Genomic DNA, 15895 nt, shown 5'->3' on the forward strand with positions numbered 1-15895 from the left:
TTATTCCTTTCATGCCGACGGGCGTTCGCAGGTCACATTGGTGAGCGTTACCGCCTGTTTCAGGCTCTCCTCAGGCAAGGCATAGTGCGCCGTACAGCGCGCGTTCGCGCCTTCGCCCCACTGGATCAGCAACTCACCTTTTAGCGGCAAACCGCTCAGGTAGATTTGTCCATCGTCTCCCACCATGCTGGTTACGCCGCTGGCGGTTTCACGCACAATGGAGCCAAACGGCACCGGTTTACCCGCCTGTTGCACCGTAATTAACGCGCGTACGCCGATACGTGTATCAAACGCCGCTCTTACCAGCGCCCCCTGTGTCGGTACTACGCTGCTGACGTTATTTTCCACATCGGTATGGTTGTTCATTGAATTGGTATCCAGCGCCACACGGTTATAGCGATAGACGGTGGCGTACGGCATGACCGCGTAGCCACGCCAGTCGGTCTGCACCCCGGTCTGGTTCTCTATCCTTACTCCCTGGGCGCCTGGTGCTTTGATCAGCACATTGGTATCGCCCAGCGGCTGGCTCAGGGTGATTCCGTCCGCATGCCCAATCACGCCGCCGGAGAGCTGCCAGTTATAGTCATGCTGGTCGCGGTCGTAGTTGTATCCCATACCCAGCGTGCCATAGGTCGCCTGCCAGTTTGCGCTGGCGCTACCGCTGTAACCGTTGGTGCTGCTGTGCCCCTGGTTTACGCTGTAGCTCAGGTTGCGCCCGTCAAGCAACGTCCCGCCAATCCCGCTCTGCCAGCTGTTTTGTCCGTTGCTATTGCGGTTAGCGTTGAAGGTGGCATAGGTGCGATCGAGCGCGTTATCGCGCGTGTAGCGTCGCCCGGTCAACAGGCTAAACGGCACCGACATATTGAAGGCCAGAATCCTGTCGGTGTCGGCAATCCCTACCGATTCGTTCCACGACCAGGAGAGCGAATAGCTAATCCCCTGCCAGCCGCTGGCATAGCCGAGCTGATACCAGGTGTTGGTATCGGACGTATTCCAGTAAGTTTGCTGACTGCCTGAGACATACAGCGATCCGTAATCTCCGAGATTCTGCGAGATGTTGATCTGAAAACGGCCTTTTTTGCTGTAGCTCAGATTGTGATAGCTCTGGACCACCGGCACTTTATGGCGATTGCCTTCGCTGTCGTATTCGTACTCGTAACCTTCCATATTGCGATACGCCACGTCGTCGAGGGTATAAAACCCCCGGGTCGAATAGCGATATCCCAGTAACTGGAAGTTGGTGCCGACATTATTCAGTGATTTTGCGTACAGAAAACGCAGCGATTGCCCCTGGTGGGTACTGTCATCCGCCAGTTGGCTGCGCGCATGGGTTAAATCGACGGAGACCGCGCCCCAGTCGCCGAGGTTGCGCCCAGTACCGAACACCAGCGCGCGGTAACGAGAGGCCAACTGCGTGCCGCCATAGGCCGTATAGCCTTCAGGTAGCCCGGCGATTAACGTGCCCTGGACAAAAAACGGTGATGACTGCTGGCTGTTACCGCTGCGGAAATCCCCGGCCACCAGGTCGTATTTCAGTCGCCCTTCGCGCTGTAACAGTGGAACCGTGGAGTACGGGACGGTATAGCGCTGCTGGCTGCCATCTTTTTCATCTACCGTCACCTCCAGGTCACCGCTGGACGACGTCGGGTTAAGATCGGTAATCGAGAACGCCCCAGGCGACACATAGCTTTGATAGATAACATAACCGTTCTGGCGAATGGTCAGTTTCGCCGCCGTACGGGCAATGCCGCGAACCGTTGGCGCGTACCCCTGCAAGCTATCCGGATACATGCTGTCTGACGAGTAGAGCCGCGCCCCGCGAAACCCGACGCTGTCAAAGACGTCGTTACCGGTGTTGCTGTCGCCCATCACCAGCTCACCTTTCAGCGGGATAATGGCGCGCTGAAGCCAGGTACCGATGTTTTTCCAGCTCTGCGAGTGATATCCGTCGCCTTTGGAATAGCTCCAGGCGCCGTTGTTTCTCAGCCGCCAGGGGCCATAGTTCAGGCCGCTCAACATGCTTAAGAAATAGCTGTCAGAATCGCTGCCACGACTGCCGGTAAAGCTGTAGTTCACCAGCGCAGCCGGGATCCCTTCATCCCATTCCTCAGGCGGAATATATCCCCGCGCGCTATTCAGCATACTGGCCTGCGGCAAGCTGATGTTCAGGCGCAGCGTAGAGAAATCGAAGGCGATTTCGCTGCCGGGGATAGCCTCGGGCAAATTAATACAGGTACTGTTCGGGTCCTGACTGAGCGCCGGAAACGCCGCCGTGTTGACCCCCAGGCGCTTAACCCAATCGAGACCAAAACATGGCGTCAGCCCACCAGATTTCTCGCCGGTACTCGCCTTACTGGTGGCAAAATGAACATCCTGGGTGGCAATAAATTCATCATTGCGCCAGATATCCACGCGGTAGACGCCCTCAGGCTGGTGATTCCCTTTTTCAAAACGCGACAAATCCGCCACGGACGCCGTATCCGCAGATAAAAATGCCGGGTTAAAATAGCTTTCCCCGTGGCCTGACAGCGGAAATAAGGCAGCCAGCGTGGACAACGCCACGCCCGCCAGCGGTGGCGTAATCCCCGGTAACCGGCCAGGTAAGTACGTTGTCTTATTCATCGTTTATCAACGCACGCTAACCGTTTTGGCAGGTGTCACTGCGCCGTAGTCATTAACCGTCTGGAACGTCACGCTGCCCTGAACGCCCGCAGGCAGCGGGATCTGCGCCGCGTTCTTCGGTGCCACCATGACGTTATCAACCTTCGTTTTTCCCACATTGAGGTTAACCAGCGTGACGTAATACGCTGACGGATTCGTAATTTTCAGCTGCGTGCCGGAACGGGAAAATTGCAACATGCCGGGCGCGTCTTCCGGTACCTGTGGCAGGTTATTTGGGCGGACAAAGAGTTTAATACGCGACAAAATCGCCAGTTGCAGAACGTTTTTACCCTCAAGGCTGTCTTTATTGACTGACGGGATCGCCTTCACGTTCATCCAGAACAGCGATTCGCGGTCTGTAGGCAGTGGCTGACCGGCATAGATAATGCGCAGCGTATTTTCACTTTTGGGCTCGCTGACAAACAGTGGAGGCGTCACCACAAAGGCTTTTTCTTTAACGCCTGCGCTATTCTCAATCCATGAATTAACCAGGAAACGTTCTTTAGTATCGCTATTGCTAATAGCCAGCGATGTTTGTTTAGCCTCGGCGGGATAAATAACGCGGGTAGCACCTAATGCAATTCCCCCAGCAGCCTGAGCACTGCAGGAAACAAATAAGGCGAGGAAAATAATAAAACCTGATTTAAGATAATTAAACATGGCTACAAATACCTTTGGTGTGATTATCGTTGGTAAATAAATCAGGGATAGACCAACGTAAACCACACGTCTGAACGAAGCGTTCCTGGCGTTATCTTTTCCGAGACAGCCCGATAGCGCGCGGTGAAGTGAAACGTCATTTCCTGCGTTAAAATTGGGGCGTAATGACGCGGCAGCGCATTCGGAATAATTTGTCGTTGCCCCTCATCAAATAATGCCAGGCCAATACCCGAGGCCGCAGACGCCTCACCGCTGGCCAGAAAGACCTGCGGATCTTCTGCAGGCGTGACGCCGGCAAACGCAATCCCAACATGGTCATAAACGTCGGCACTGCAGGACGTTAAGCGCAGTGAAAACGGTACGCTGGTCGAGGCAAAGCTTCCCGGTTCGCCAAATGCATTGGTGCGATACTGCCCCATCTGTATCCGCAAGTTCTGGCTATCGGTGGCCACCGTACAGGCCCCATTGACCAGTTGCCCACGCAGGTGAAGGCGACCGCTTTCCAGTATTACCGTGTGTGCAAGCGCAGGCATTACGCACAGCATTCCCGCCAGCGTCATGCCTTTGAAAATCAGTTGCCACATCCTTCGTCATCCCCGGATATTGCCTCATCCATTGAGGCTGTCGTCTTCCTTGCGCCAATCAGAACGGCTTATTCGTACTTCATGATGAAGGTGGCGTCGGCGTTTGCCTGGCCTGGCGTGGCGCTTGCAGCGGTCGCTTTATAACGTGCGGAGAAACGCAGGGTGTTGGTGCCTTCTACCAGCGCCTGGGCAGTAGAGAAGGTGGCACCATCTGGCTTCAGCGCGGTAGACGCGTTGTCCAGAATTTCGATGCCTACACCGCCAGCGGTGGTGGTGTTATTCCCTGAAGATACCGCCAGCAGAGCTGAGTTGGAGGCATCCGCCTGACCCGAAAACGCCACAGCTGCCGTCGCGGCAACCGCAGGATCGCAGTCGTTCAGCACGATGGAGAACGGAATCTGTGCCGTGGTATCGCCGATGGCTGCAAAGCTGGCGGTACGATATTGCCCTAATGTCACCACCTGATCGGCTGACTGTGTGCTTACCGCACAAGCTGCATTGACCAGTTCACCTTCAAAATGAACAGTACCGCCGCTCACGCTGACCGGATCGGCTGCGACTGCGGCCCCTGCAACTAACATCAGGCTGGCAATAACAGAAGTATTTATTAATTTACGTTTCATGGATTTCCCTTGAATTACACACATCCGGTTCCGGTATCCTGCCGGCTCCGTTTGAATCATTATCGACATAAAATGTCAGGCAAATTATCTCTGCATCCTGTAAAGATATATATCGAAAGAGAATTAATGATGCTTGACCCCAACTCTCCTGAGCGCGAGATTCACTAATTAATCTTTACGAATATGACAATTCGTCACAGGGATAAATTAAACATTTCAATTAATGAAAAATACCTGCAAATCCTTGTAATGGCCCTGGCTAATTCTTATTGGGATCTAAGAAATGTCTGGGTAAATATTACTTAAACACCACCACAATGGTACGTAACAGACTGGTTTACGACGCATTACCCATGAAAACAGAAGGGTGATGAGTTGTTTCACTAACGTTAAAATTAATTAGCGTACTCAGTAATTATTCCTGTCTTTACGATATTGACACCTCACCCGTTCGCACAGCGAGACGTTCCTAATCTCACCTAAAAATGCAAACGAAAACTGACAGCACGCCGCGCTTCTGACAAAATAGTGACATCCCCTTCGATTTAACGTAACAGACGGAATCCTCTCTCTGATGGCAGCAAAGATTATTGACGGTAAAACGATTGCGCAGCAGGTACGCTCTGAGGTGGCTCAAAAAGTTCAGGCGCGTTTAGCGGCTGGATTACGCGCCCCAGGCCTGGCTGTTGTGCTGGTAGGTAGCAACCCGGCTTCGCAAATTTACGTAGCAAGTAAACGCAAAGCCTGCGACGAAGTGGGGTTCGTCTCCCGCTCCTATGACCTGCCTGAAACCACCAGCGAGGCGGAACTTCTTGAGCTCATTGATACGCTCAATGCGGATGCCGCCATCGACGGTATTCTGGTCCAGCTGCCGTTACCGGCGGGGATCGACAACGTTAAGGTGCTGGAACGCATTGCACCGGATAAAGACGTCGACGGCTTCCACCCGTATAACGTCGGTCGCCTGTGCCAGCGTGCACCGCGCCTGCGTCCGTGTACGCCTCGCGGCATCGTGACACTGCTTGAGCGTTACAACATCGATACCTACGGCCTGAATGCCGTGGTGATTGGCGCCTCAAACATTGTCGGTCGTCCGATGAGCATGGAGTTGCTGCTGGCGGGCTGTACCACCACGGTAACCCACCGCTTTACCAAAGATCTGCGTCGCCACGTAGAGCATGCTGACCTGCTGATTGTCGCCGTCGGCAAACCGGGTTTTATTCCCGGTGAATGGATCAAAGAAGGTGCGATTGTGATTGATGTCGGCATCAACCGTCTGGAGAATGGCAAGGTTGTTGGCGATGTGGTCTTTGAAGATGCCGCTGCGCGCGCCGGGTATATTACACCGGTGCCGGGTGGCGTTGGCCCGATGACGGTCGCCACACTTATCGAAAACACGCTTCAGGCGTGCGTTGAATACCATGATGTAAAGGACGTTTAAGATGGCCACATTTTCACTGGGTAAACACCCACACGTTGAACTCTGCGATCTGCTAAAGCTGGAAGGCTGGAGCGAAAGCGGCGCCCAGGCAAAAATTGCCATTGGCGAAGGGTTAGTGAAGGTCGATGGAGTAGTAGAAACACGTAAACGCTGCAAAATCGTTGCCGGACAGACCGTGAGCTTTGAAGGTCAAAGCATTAACGTCGTGGCATGATCCCAGGGCCGGATGGCGGTTCACACCACATCCGGTCCGTTCCCCCTGATTTTCAGATAATTAACTTCACCTTCACTTCACGCCAGGCTGTTAGCCTATCGTTTTCTTATACGAAGCGACTATCATGCCAACCATCGTTACCCACGCAGCTGTACCTCTTTGTTTAGGATTGGGTCTGGGGCTCAAAGTCATTCCCCCACGCTTGTTGTTTGCCGGGGTTGTACTGGCAATGCTGCCTGACGCCGACGTCCTGTCGTTTAAGTTCGGTATTGCCTACGGCAACGTATTCGGTCACCGCGGATTTACCCACTCGCTACTGTTCGCCTTCGCGGTGCCGTTACTGTGCATCATGATAGGTCGACGATGGTTTAAAGCCGGGCTGGTTCGCTGCTGGTTATTTTTGACGGTGTCGTTGCTGTCACACAGCCTGCTGGATTCGGTGACCACCGGAGGTAAAGGCGTTGGCTGGCTGTGGCCATGGTCAGATGAGCGCTTCTTTGCGCCGTGGCAAGTGATTAAGGTTGCGCCGTTCGCGCTGTCACGCTACGCCACGCCGTATGGGCATCAGGTGATTATCTCGGAATTAATGTGGGTGTGGCTGCCGGGAGCCGTCATGATGGGTGTGCTGTGGTGGTACAGACGTCACTAATAGTGCCTGATGGCGCTACGCTTATCAGGCCTACCGATCATTCCATCGTAGGCCGGATAAGCCGTTAGCCGCCATCCGGCAATTGAGAGAATTACTTACGACGCCAGGTGGTGCCTTGTGGACCATCTTCCAGCACAATACCCATCTCGTTCAGACGGTCACGTGCCGCGTCGGCCGCCGCCCAGTCTTTCGCTTTACGGGCATCTAAACGCTGTTGGATAAGCGCTTCAATCTCAGCGACCTCACCGTCATCCGCCTGCGCACCGCTTTGCAAGAACGCTTCCGGATCCTGCTCCAGCAGGCCCAGCACGCCGGACAACTTGCGCAGATGCGCGGCCATAGCGTTAGCCGCCGCCATATCTTCACCCTTCAGACGGTTGACCTCACGCGCCATATCAAACAGCACCGAGTAGGCTTCCGGCGTATTGAAATCATCGTTCATTGCTTCAATGAAACGCGCTTCAAAGGCATCACCACCGGCTGGCGCCACGGATTTGTCAGTACCGCGCAGCGCGGTGTACAGACGCTCCAGTGCAGAACGTGCCTGCTTCAGGTTCTCTTCGCTGTAGTTCAGTTGGCTACGATAGTGGCCGGACATCAGGAAGTAGCGAATGGTTTCGGCGTCGTAGTATTTCAGCACGTCGCGCACGGTAAAGAAGTTGCCCAGTGATTTGGACATTTTCTCACGATCAACCATCACCATCCCGGAGTGCATCCAGTAGTTGACGTATTCGCCGTCGTGCGCACAGGTGGACTGGGCAATTTCGTTTTCATGATGCGGGAACATCAGGTCAGAGCCGCCGCCGTGAATATCGAAATGGTTGCCCAGCTGTTTGCAGTTCATCGCAGAACATTCGATGTGCCAGCCCGGACGGCCTGCGCCCCAAGGAGATGGCCAGCTCGGCTCGCCCTCTTTGGACATCTTCCACAGCACGAAGTCCATCGGGTTACGCTTCACATCCACCACATCCACGCGGGCACCCGCCTGCAGCTGATCCAGATCCTGGCGCGACAGCTGACCGTAGTGCGGATCGGTCGGCACGTCGAACATCACGTCGCCGTTATCAGCCACGTAAGCGTGACCTTTGGCGATCAGCTGTTCGGTGATTTCAATAATTTCCGCAATATGATGCGTCGCACGCGGTTCGAGATCCGGGCGCAGGATATTCAGCGCGTCGAAGTCGTTGTGCATTTCCGCGATCATCCTGTCGACCAACGCCACAAAGCTTTCGCCATTTTCATTAGCGCGTTTAATGATTTTGTCGTCGATATCGGTAATGTTACGCACGTACTTCAGCTTATAGCCGAGGAAGCGCAGATAGCGCGCAACCACGTCAAAAGAGACGAAGGTACGTCCGTGACCAATATGACAGAGATCGTAAACGGTGATACCACACACGTACATGCCGACTTCCCCGGCATGAATAGGTTTGAATTCCTCTTTTTGGCGCGTCAGTGTATTAAAGATTTTTAACATCGAAGATTCCGTGTAGACGTGTGTGGATAACAAAGCCCTATAATACCTATAAATTGGCCCCGAAGCAGCACACTTTGCAAGGTGATCGAATCTTGCGGTTATGCTATAACACACCCCTAACTCTGACCCTGACCAGGGTCGAAGCACCACTCTATCGGAACAGGATGCAAAAATGGTTACTTTCCACACTAATCACGGCGATATCGTAATCAAAACATTTGATGATAAAGCGCCTGAAACAGTTAAAAACTTCCTGGACTACTGCCGCGAAGGTTTCTATAACAACACCATTTTCCACCGTGTGATTAATGGTTTCATGATTCAGGGCGGCGGTTTTGAGCCTGGCATGAAGCAAAAAGAAACCAAAGAGGCTATCAAAAACGAAGCCAACAACGGTCTGAAAAACACCCGTGGTACGCTGGCGATGGCCCGTACTCAGGCTCCGCACTCCGCAACGGCGCAGTTCTTCATTAACGTTGCCGACAACGACTTCCTGAACTTCTCCGGCGAAAGCATGCAGGGCTGGGGTTACTGTGTATTTGCTGAAGTGGTTGAAGGTATGGACGTGGTTGATAAAATCAAAAACGTTTCTACCGGTCGCAGCGGCATGCACCAGGACGTACCGAAAGAAGACGTTATTATCGAAAACGTGACCGTCAGCGAGTAATCGTGGCGACACTGTTTATTGCAGATCTTCACCTCTGCACGGAAGAACCGGCGATTACCGCCGGTTTTCTGCGTTTTTTAGCCGATGAAGCACGAACAGCCGATGCGCTGTATATTCTTGGCGATCTGTTCGAAGCTTGGATAGGCGACGATGACCCCACTCCGCTGCACCATGAAATCGCCGTCGCAATAAAATCGCTGGCTGATTCCGGCGTCCCCTGCTTCTTCATTCACGGCAACCGTGATTTTCTGCTCGGCAAGCGTTTTGCCCGCGAGAGCGGCATGACCTTGTTACCCGAGGAAAAAGTGCTCGACCTGTATGGCCGCAAGGTGCTGATCATGCATGGCGACACGCTGTGTACCGATGATGCCGGTTATCAGGCATTTCGCGCTAAAGTGCATCAGCCCTGGCTACAAACACTGTTTCTTGCTCTGCCGTTGTTTGTTCGCCAACGCATTGCCGCAAAGATGCGCGCCAACAGCAAAGCCGCCAACAGCAGCAAATCGCTGGAAATTATGGATGTGAATCCGCAGGCCGTGGTTACCGAGATGGAAAAACACCAGGTCCAGTGGTTAATTCACGGGCATACCCATCGCCCGGCGGTGCATGAACTGACAGCCAATAGACAACCTGCGTTCCGCGTAGTATTAGGTGCGTGGCACAGCGAGGGTTCAATGGTTAAGGTCACGCCCGACGACGTTGAGCTGATCGCGTTTGCATTTTAAATACATCACACAATCTGGCTCCGGTTAGCAAAATGTTCGCTCACTGTCGCAACAACTCAGTACCTCATCCTCATCTCGCCACCGTTTTACCACGAAGACGCTAATTGTCAGACTTTAGCCGTTTGGCCAAACAGAACTGACTACACCTCCCCACAAAACGTAGGGAGGTGTGATGGTTACGTCGTCAGTTCCCTGTATATTTAGAAATCCTCAATGCACAGGAAACGTGATTTAGCAGATATTCCTGCCCCCCCGGAATAGACTCCGTTAATAAGATAACGTACCCACAGATAGGGGGCTGCATTATTAGTCGTTTTTATCCAAAAACGTACGCTATCGGTATAAATATGAGACGGAATTACAGATTGCTCATATTTAGACTTAGTACCCCAGAAATCACTAAAACCATCTCTCGCATCTGCCGGGAGTCTCATGTTCAGTGAAGCACATGCTTCCAGGGCATCGGGATAGAATACCTCATTGTCATAAACCGAAATCCATCTATCAAGTTTGAAGGTATGGCGAATAATGCCAAACGTTTTCCCATTCTTAGGTGTGGCCGTCACAGTGACCTCCCTGGCCTGATGGCTTGCTATCGTCGTTTTTAGCATCACCACGCCGCTCCCATCAACCGTTGCCCAATCCGCATTGGTACGCCAGTTATAATCCGTGCGATCGCCGCCCCCCTGTAAGTCCAGGACAAACTGAGCACCGTAGAAACCCTCTTTGGGGTGATTCAAGCCCATATTTGTATCTCTGCTATGGAGTCCCCTCACATTACGAAAAACTGGCATAACATCATAATTTGTTGTAACAATATCTGACGCCCAGCCATTGAGTCTAAATGATGCCTGTAGATCTTCACCTTTAACGCTCGCCGTTATCGTGAATGAGTAAGAACCATTACTATTCATCTCCAGTTTATTTATTACGGTATCTGAACCAGGCGTTTTGAATGTTGCATCACTTAAAACGCTCTCAGGGTCCATCCTGACCACATTTCGATTTCCATCTCGTAGAATTAGGGTGAATATCATCTCTTGATTCACCAAATAACCATTAGCGTTGCGGGTTAATGTTGACGTTGAGGCAACAGGTTCTCCGGCAACAATGCTATAAGGCAGCGACGTCACGCCAGTGTCCCAGTCGCTAAGCTGAAGCTTTGCGGTAGCACTACTCGTCACCTTCACGGCGGTGAACGTCGCGATATATTTCCCACGCCCTTCGTCCTGCCAGCTACTTCCCTCTTTTATGGTTGCATTGTTTACGTCAACGGTACTCGAACTCAGCTTATCCACTTGATTAATAACAGCATTTCCATGCTCATCATTAAGTGTTACGGTCACAACAACATCATCACCAGAGGTATAGGTATCCTTATCCACAGCCACTTCTGACCTCGAGAACGCCGCCTCTCCAACAACAAATGCCGTCTCCTTGCTGGCGGCATTATTGCCTACCGTTGCCGTCACGATAATTTTCCCGGCCACGGTGCTGGTCAGCGTGGTGCTGGCCTTACCGTCATCGCCCGTGGTCACCACCGCAGACGCAAACATAACCCCGGTGTTATCTGCCGTGAACGTCACGTCGGCCTTTGCCACCGGATTGCCCTGCGCATCCGTCACCAGCGCCACAACGGCGTTGCCTGCCTGCCCGTCCGCCTTCGCTCCGGAGGTGACGCTCAGGTTGCTGTCGGTGATGTTGGCGGTGTCCCGGTCGGCGATAAATGCCGTCTCCTTGCTGGCGGCATTATTGCCTACCGTTGCCGTCACGATAATTTTCCCGGCCACGGTGCTGGTCAGCGTGGTGCTGGCCTTACCGTCATCGCCCGTGGTCACCACCGCAGACGCAAACGTGGCTCCTGTATTATCGGCCGTGAACGTCACCTCTGCCTTTGCCACCGGATTGCCCTGCGCATCCGTCACCAGCGCCACGACGGCGTTGCCCTCCAGACCGTCTGCCTTCGCTCCGGAAGCGACAGTCAGGTTGCTGTCGGTGATGTTGGCGGTGTCCCGGTCGGCGATAAATACTGTCTCCTTGCTGGCGGCATTATTGCCTACCGTTGCCGTCACGATAATTTTTCCGGCCACGGTGCTGGTCAGCGTGGTGCTGGCCCTGCCGTCATCGCCCGTGGTCACCACCGCAGGCGCAAACGTGGCTCCTGTATTATCGGCCGTGAACGTCACCTCTGCCTTTGCCACCGGATTGCCCTGCGCATCCGTCACCAGCGCCACAACGGCGTTGCCTGCCTGCCCGTCCGCCTTCGCTCCGGAGGTGACGCTCAGGTTGCTGTCGGTGATGTTGGCGGTGTCCCGGTCGGCGATAAATGCCGTCTCCTTGCTGGCGGCATTATTGCCTACCGTTGCCGTCACGATAATTTTCCCGGCCACGGTGCTGGTCAGCGTGGTGCTGGCCTTACCGTCATCGCCCGTGGTCACCACCGCAGACGCAAACGTGGCTCCTGTATTATCGGCCGTGAACGTCACCTCTGCCTTTGCCACCGGATTGCCCTGCGCATCCGTCACCAGCGCCACGACGGCGTTGCCCTCCAGACCGTCTGCCTTCGCTCCGGAAGCGACAGTCAGGTTGCTGTCGGTGATGTTGGCGGTGTCCCGGTCGGCGATAAATGCTGTCTCCTTGCTGGCGGCATTATTGCCTACCGTTGCCGTCACGATAATTTTCCCGGCCACGGTGCTGGTCAGCGTGGTGCTGGCCTTACCGTCATCGCCCGTGGTCACCACCGCAGGCGCAAACGAGGCCCCTGTATTATCGGCCGTGAACGTCACGTCGGCCTTTGCCACCGGATTGCCCTGCGCATCCGTCACCAGCGCCACTACGGTGTTGCCTGCCTGCCCGTCCGCCTTCGCTCCGGAAGCGACAGTCAGATTGCTGTCGGTGATATTGGCGGAGTCCTGGTCGGCGATAAAGTGCGTTGTCGTGTCGGTTGAACTTCCGGATTCACGTATAGATGCGTTGACCTTATACTCTCCGGCAGTCTGAGTTCTGATAATCGCATTCACCAGACCCTCATCATTACTTGCAAACGTGTCTGCCGTAACCGTCGCTTCCGCCGTTTCGCCAACGGCGCTAATATCCACGATCACCCCCCCGGCAATATTTCCCCGGGTATCCGTCACCTTTATCGTTACCGCATTGCTGTCCATTCCGTTGGCTTTGGCACCCGCCGTAACCCTCAGATCACCTTCAGCAATATGCGCGGCTGATTTGTCTACGACAAAGTGCACCGTAGTCGACAACGCAGCTCGCGTTGCCGATCCTGAGCGAACGGCAACATTCGTTTCTCCGGCACGCTCATTGGTGATCTTCAGCGTCGTTTTACCCTTTGCATCGGTTAACAATGATGTATCGACCACACCATCATTATCTGCATCCGCTTCAACGGTAAAATTCGCCAGCGGATTACCCTGCGCATCCAGAACAACAGCTTCAATTTCGTTCGAACTTAAACCATCCGCATGAGCATGATTTTTGGTCACGTTCAGACCACTGATCATTGCAGTATTAGCATCAGCGGCAAATAATACCTGTGCTTCCCTGGTACTCCCGTCATCCGTTGTGACCGTCACAGAACCCTTTTTTGCTACCTTACTGCGCAGCATGACCGTTCCCTTTCCATCCGCATCCGTGGTAACAGAGAGCACTTTGCTGTTCGATTGCGTATCGGTATAAAGCGTGGCCGAGGGGTTGTTATTCTCATCCGTCAGGCCCGATACGCTGAAAGTCAGCTGTTGCCCAGGCACGCCTAAACCAGACTCATCGTTTACGGCGGCCGTCAGTGAAACAAACTGGCTGTTATCTGCGATAACGGGGATCTTCGGCGTGACGACAAGTTCCCCCATCTCGTGGTGAGAGGGGCTAACACGGATAATTGTGCTGGCTGTATTCGAACGATTACCTTTATTATCAAAGCTTACCGCAGTCAGCGTGTATTCCTGCGCAGCCCCACTACGTGTCCCTTGGGTATAAGCAGGGATACGAACGTCAATTTCTCTTTCTGAACGTTTCTGCAGGGTCCCTCCCTGCTCTACGAATCCTGGCGATGACGTCCATTGCGTCTCTTTCAGCCCATATTTATCCTTGTGCAAGGTAACAGGAATACGGATCAGCTCTGAAGAGCGCGCCTCTGTAACATCCGGCAAACTGATACGCAGCACTTCCTGCTGACGATACTCAAGAACAATATTGTTGTTACGATCAACCAGATCGTATCGGCTGCCAGCCAGACTACGCATTGCCGCCACTGATGACGGATCGATCTGCTGATTCCACGGCATACCCAGTTGATAATTAAAACCGATCCCCATACGGGTATCATTTTTGCCCGACTGCCCCTGACGCTGCTCAGCGTTTAAACTCAGTAACGGGATCGGCGTGTATTCAAGGCCGGCCGTGACCGCAAACGGGTTACGTTGGCGATTATTCTTTCCAAATAGTGCAACGTCTTTGCCATAGTACTGCTCCCAGGTCAGCTTCCCCCCCAGTTGCGGGGCAAACGGTAACCAGCCTTGTGTCCGAACATCCCAGCCATTCGCCGGGCGTTCATCATAATCTCTGACATCCGGGGAATCCTTCCAGCCGGTGAGTCTGAAATAACCATTCGCACTTAATTTAACAAAGTCACGCCAATATTCCGCACCAATACCGGCGCGGGCATGTTCGCGGGAGAGGTCATAGTCGCCAAACGTATTAACGCCCAGCATATAATCAGAGATGAAGTGACGAATCCCCACCCCCAGATTCGACTGGTTGCGGTCATCCGTACGATGGAGACTTCCCTGGGTAAACACCACCCTATCCCCCCGATCGTAAAGTGGAACCAGCAGGTCAAGCTGAGAATTTTTCAGCGACAGTTTTTTGTCAGTCTCCAGCTGCACGCGGGCGGTTCCGAAGCGGTTCAGGAGCTCCTGCACCTCACTACTGGCCGCGGTGGTTGCCATGCTGTTGCCCAGGGTAACGGCCGCATCCGTATCAGGGTTGTTAGCCAAAAAGCTCCCGGCGCGGGACGCAATTCCGGCAATATTTTTCTCGCGTTCATTGTCAACTGAAGGGAGCGGGTCGTTTTCACCCCAGGCTATCTCAGGAAACGGGGTTAACGGCACATCCAGTTCATCACCCGCCTGCAATGCATTAAAACCGCGCGAAAAGGTACGTAATTGATTGAGTCTTTTCAGCGCATCCGTACTCATGTTGAATTTCGCCGCAACGGAATCCACACTTTCGCCAGGCTGGAGAATATACACCTGGGTTGGAATATCTACTGTAGAATTTGCCGATGGTGTATTAAGAAATCGCCGTTCGCTTCCCGTACCAGCAATCGCTGGCGTGAACGCAACCGTCACGGGGAATAAGAACTGGGTTATTATATTAATCCAAACAAAACGTCGAAAAAAATTTCGCATACATTAAAATACCTGTATAAAAAGAATGCACCATCCCCTCCTTGACAGAAAGGATATAATTACGTAATTTATATAAAAGTTGGCCAGCATGGCCGCGATACCGTCAACCATTATTTACACATTATAAATTAAGCTATTTCAATTCCGATAAATTGCCTGACTTCAGTAACATGTTGTAGATTGAGTTTACGGGCGATCACTCCCACTCGCGAATAAACCGTCTTGTTATTCGCATTAAGAAATGTTGCCACTGCAGATATATTCGAATGCTGCGCAACTGCAATAGCAATCTTCTTCTCTTTTTCAGTCATCATGGAAAGTTCCTGCACCCTGGCTATATAATCTTCAATATCTGTCCAGGTCATCGAGCGGCCACTCTTGATACAACACAATATTTCACTCAAACCATCATCTCGATCAAAAGCTGTAATAGGTGCCAGAACCTTAGAATGAACGCTAATACCTTTCATCAGAAAGACATTCTGTTCAATATCCATATACTCAATAACATCCAATAACTCACCAAACGAATAAAACGAGTCGATATCAACAATGCATATTTTGTAGTTAAAATCACACTTTTTAAGCACATATCTAAATGCTAATTTTATATATGTGTTTTTCGACAGAATTTTATACCTCATAACAACAATACAACTCATTAACAATGAAAGCAGATAAAAACCTTTGTCTGAAAGACTTAAAGAGACCATCAAAAACCTGAGTTGTTCTCCCGAGTGGTCTGGTGATTGTCATTGTGTTGCTCCTTATACG

At 52.6% G+C, this 15895-nt stretch carries 12 protein-coding genes; 5 read left to right on the plus strand and 7 right to left on the minus strand.

Translation table 11 applies throughout. The features are described 5' to 3' along the window. Positions 1-9 precede the first annotated feature (9 nt). The 4 genes from AC3ITF_RS16495 to fimA all read right to left on the minus strand — a co-directional run bounded on the left by AC3ITF_RS16495 (position 10) and on the right by fimA (position 4528). Positions 10-2622 (minus strand): fimbrial biogenesis usher protein, encoded by a 2613-nt coding sequence (locus AC3ITF_RS16495; protein WP_489175853.1) that lies wholly within the window; start codon positions 2620-2622, stop codon positions 10-12. A 6-nt stretch (positions 2623-2628) separates the two neighbouring features. Further along, positions 2629-3321, minus strand: a complete 693-nt coding sequence (gene fimC / locus AC3ITF_RS16500) for a type 1 fimbria chaperone FimC (protein ID WP_489175854.1) — start codon at positions 3319-3321, stop codon at positions 2629-2631. Between the two features lie 41 nt (positions 3322-3362). Then, positions 3363-3896, minus strand: coding sequence for a type 1 fimbrial protein subunit FimI (gene fimI / locus AC3ITF_RS16505; protein ID WP_489176452.1), 534 nt, complete (start codon positions 3894-3896; stop codon positions 3363-3365). A gap of 77 nt (positions 3897-3973) precedes the next feature. Beyond that, positions 3974-4528 (minus strand): type 1 fimbrial major subunit FimA, encoded by a 555-nt coding sequence (gene fimA / locus AC3ITF_RS16510; RefSeq protein WP_115259167.1) that lies wholly within the window; start codon positions 4526-4528, stop codon positions 3974-3976. Positions 4529-5102: 574 nt separating this feature from the next. Between fimA and folD the strand changes: the two genes are divergently transcribed. The 3 genes from folD to AC3ITF_RS16525 all read left to right on the plus strand — a co-directional run bounded on the left by folD (position 5103) and on the right by AC3ITF_RS16525 (position 6832). Next, a complete protein-coding gene (folD, locus tag AC3ITF_RS16515; RefSeq protein ID WP_096757996.1) occupies positions 5103-5969 on the plus strand; it encodes a bifunctional methylenetetrahydrofolate dehydrogenase/methenyltetrahydrofolate cyclohydrolase FolD in 867 nt (288 codons plus the stop codon). Between the two features lies 1 nt (position 5970). Continuing rightward, entirely contained in the window at positions 5971-6183 is a 213-nt protein-coding gene (ybcJ, locus tag AC3ITF_RS16520) for a ribosome-associated protein YbcJ (protein ID WP_096757997.1), read from the plus strand. 124 nt (positions 6184-6307) lie between these two features. Further along, on the plus strand, positions 6308-6832 hold the full coding sequence (locus tag AC3ITF_RS16525; RefSeq protein WP_096757998.1) for a metal-dependent hydrolase: 525 nt from the start codon (positions 6308-6310) through the stop codon (positions 6830-6832). Positions 6833-6923: 91 nt separating this feature from the next. On the opposite strand, the gene cysS is transcribed toward AC3ITF_RS16525, so the two are convergent. Then, a complete protein-coding gene (gene cysS / locus AC3ITF_RS16530) occupies positions 6924-8309 on the minus strand; it encodes a cysteine--tRNA ligase (protein WP_115259170.1) in 1386 nt (461 codons plus the stop codon). A gap of 172 nt (positions 8310-8481) precedes the next feature. Here cysS and ppiB point away from each other — a divergent pair, with 172 nt between their 5' ends. Both ppiB and lpxH read left to right on the plus strand, forming a co-directional pair. Further along, positions 8482-8976 (plus strand): peptidylprolyl isomerase B, encoded by a 495-nt coding sequence (gene ppiB / locus AC3ITF_RS16535; RefSeq protein ID WP_115259171.1) that lies wholly within the window; start codon positions 8482-8484, stop codon positions 8974-8976. A 2-nt stretch (positions 8977-8978) separates the two neighbouring features. Continuing rightward, a complete protein-coding gene (lpxH, locus tag AC3ITF_RS16540; protein ID WP_181490485.1) occupies positions 8979-9701 on the plus strand; it encodes a UDP-2,3-diacylglucosamine diphosphatase in 723 nt (240 codons plus the stop codon). Positions 9702-9901: 200 nt separating this feature from the next. On the opposite strand, the gene AC3ITF_RS16545 is transcribed toward lpxH, so the two are convergent. Together AC3ITF_RS16545 and AC3ITF_RS16550 are read right to left on the minus strand one after the other, a co-directional pair. Further along, on the minus strand, positions 9902-14935 hold the full coding sequence (locus tag AC3ITF_RS16545) for an Ig-like domain-containing protein (RefSeq protein ID WP_489175855.1): 5034 nt from the start codon (positions 14933-14935) through the stop codon (positions 9902-9904). Between the two features lie 314 nt (positions 14936-15249). Continuing rightward, on the minus strand, positions 15250-15834 hold the full coding sequence (locus AC3ITF_RS16550) for a hypothetical protein (RefSeq protein ID WP_181625549.1): 585 nt from the start codon (positions 15832-15834) through the stop codon (positions 15250-15252). Between the last annotated feature and the right edge of the window lie 61 nt (positions 15835-15895).

The sequence above is a fragment of the Citrobacter sp. KH_055_1 genome (assembly GCF_057838705.1).

Bases quoted from the DNA above. Each gene is read 5' to 3' on its own strand.
- ybcJ (WP_096757997.1), top strand. From the start codon at position 5,971: ATGGCCACATTTTCACTGGGTAAACACCCACACGTTGAACTCTGCGAT.
- ppiB (WP_115259171.1), top strand. From the start codon at position 8,482: ATGGTTACTTTCCACACTAATCACGGCGATATCGTAATCAAAACATTT.
- fimC (WP_489175854.1), bottom strand. From the start codon at position 3,321: ATGTTTAATTATCTTAAATCAGGTTTTATTATTTTCCTCGCCTTATTT.
- cysS (WP_115259170.1), bottom strand. From the start codon at position 8,309: ATGTTAAAAATCTTTAATACACTGACGCGCCAAAAAGAGGAATTCAAA.
- AC3ITF_RS16525 (WP_096757998.1), top strand. From the start codon at position 6,308: ATGCCAACCATCGTTACCCACGCAGCTGTACCTCTTTGTTTAGGATTG.
- folD (WP_096757996.1), top strand. From the start codon at position 5,103: ATGGCAGCAAAGATTATTGACGGTAAAACGATTGCGCAGCAGGTACGC.
- AC3ITF_RS16550 (WP_181625549.1), bottom strand. From the start codon at position 15,834: ATGGTCTCTTTAAGTCTTTCAGACAAAGGTTTTTATCTGCTTTCATTG.
- fimA (WP_115259167.1), bottom strand. From the start codon at position 4,528: ATGAAACGTAAATTAATAAATACTTCTGTTATTGCCAGCCTGATGTTA.
- AC3ITF_RS16495 (WP_489175853.1), bottom strand. From the start codon at position 2,622: ATGAATAAGACAACGTACTTACCTGGCCGGTTACCGGGGATTACGCCA.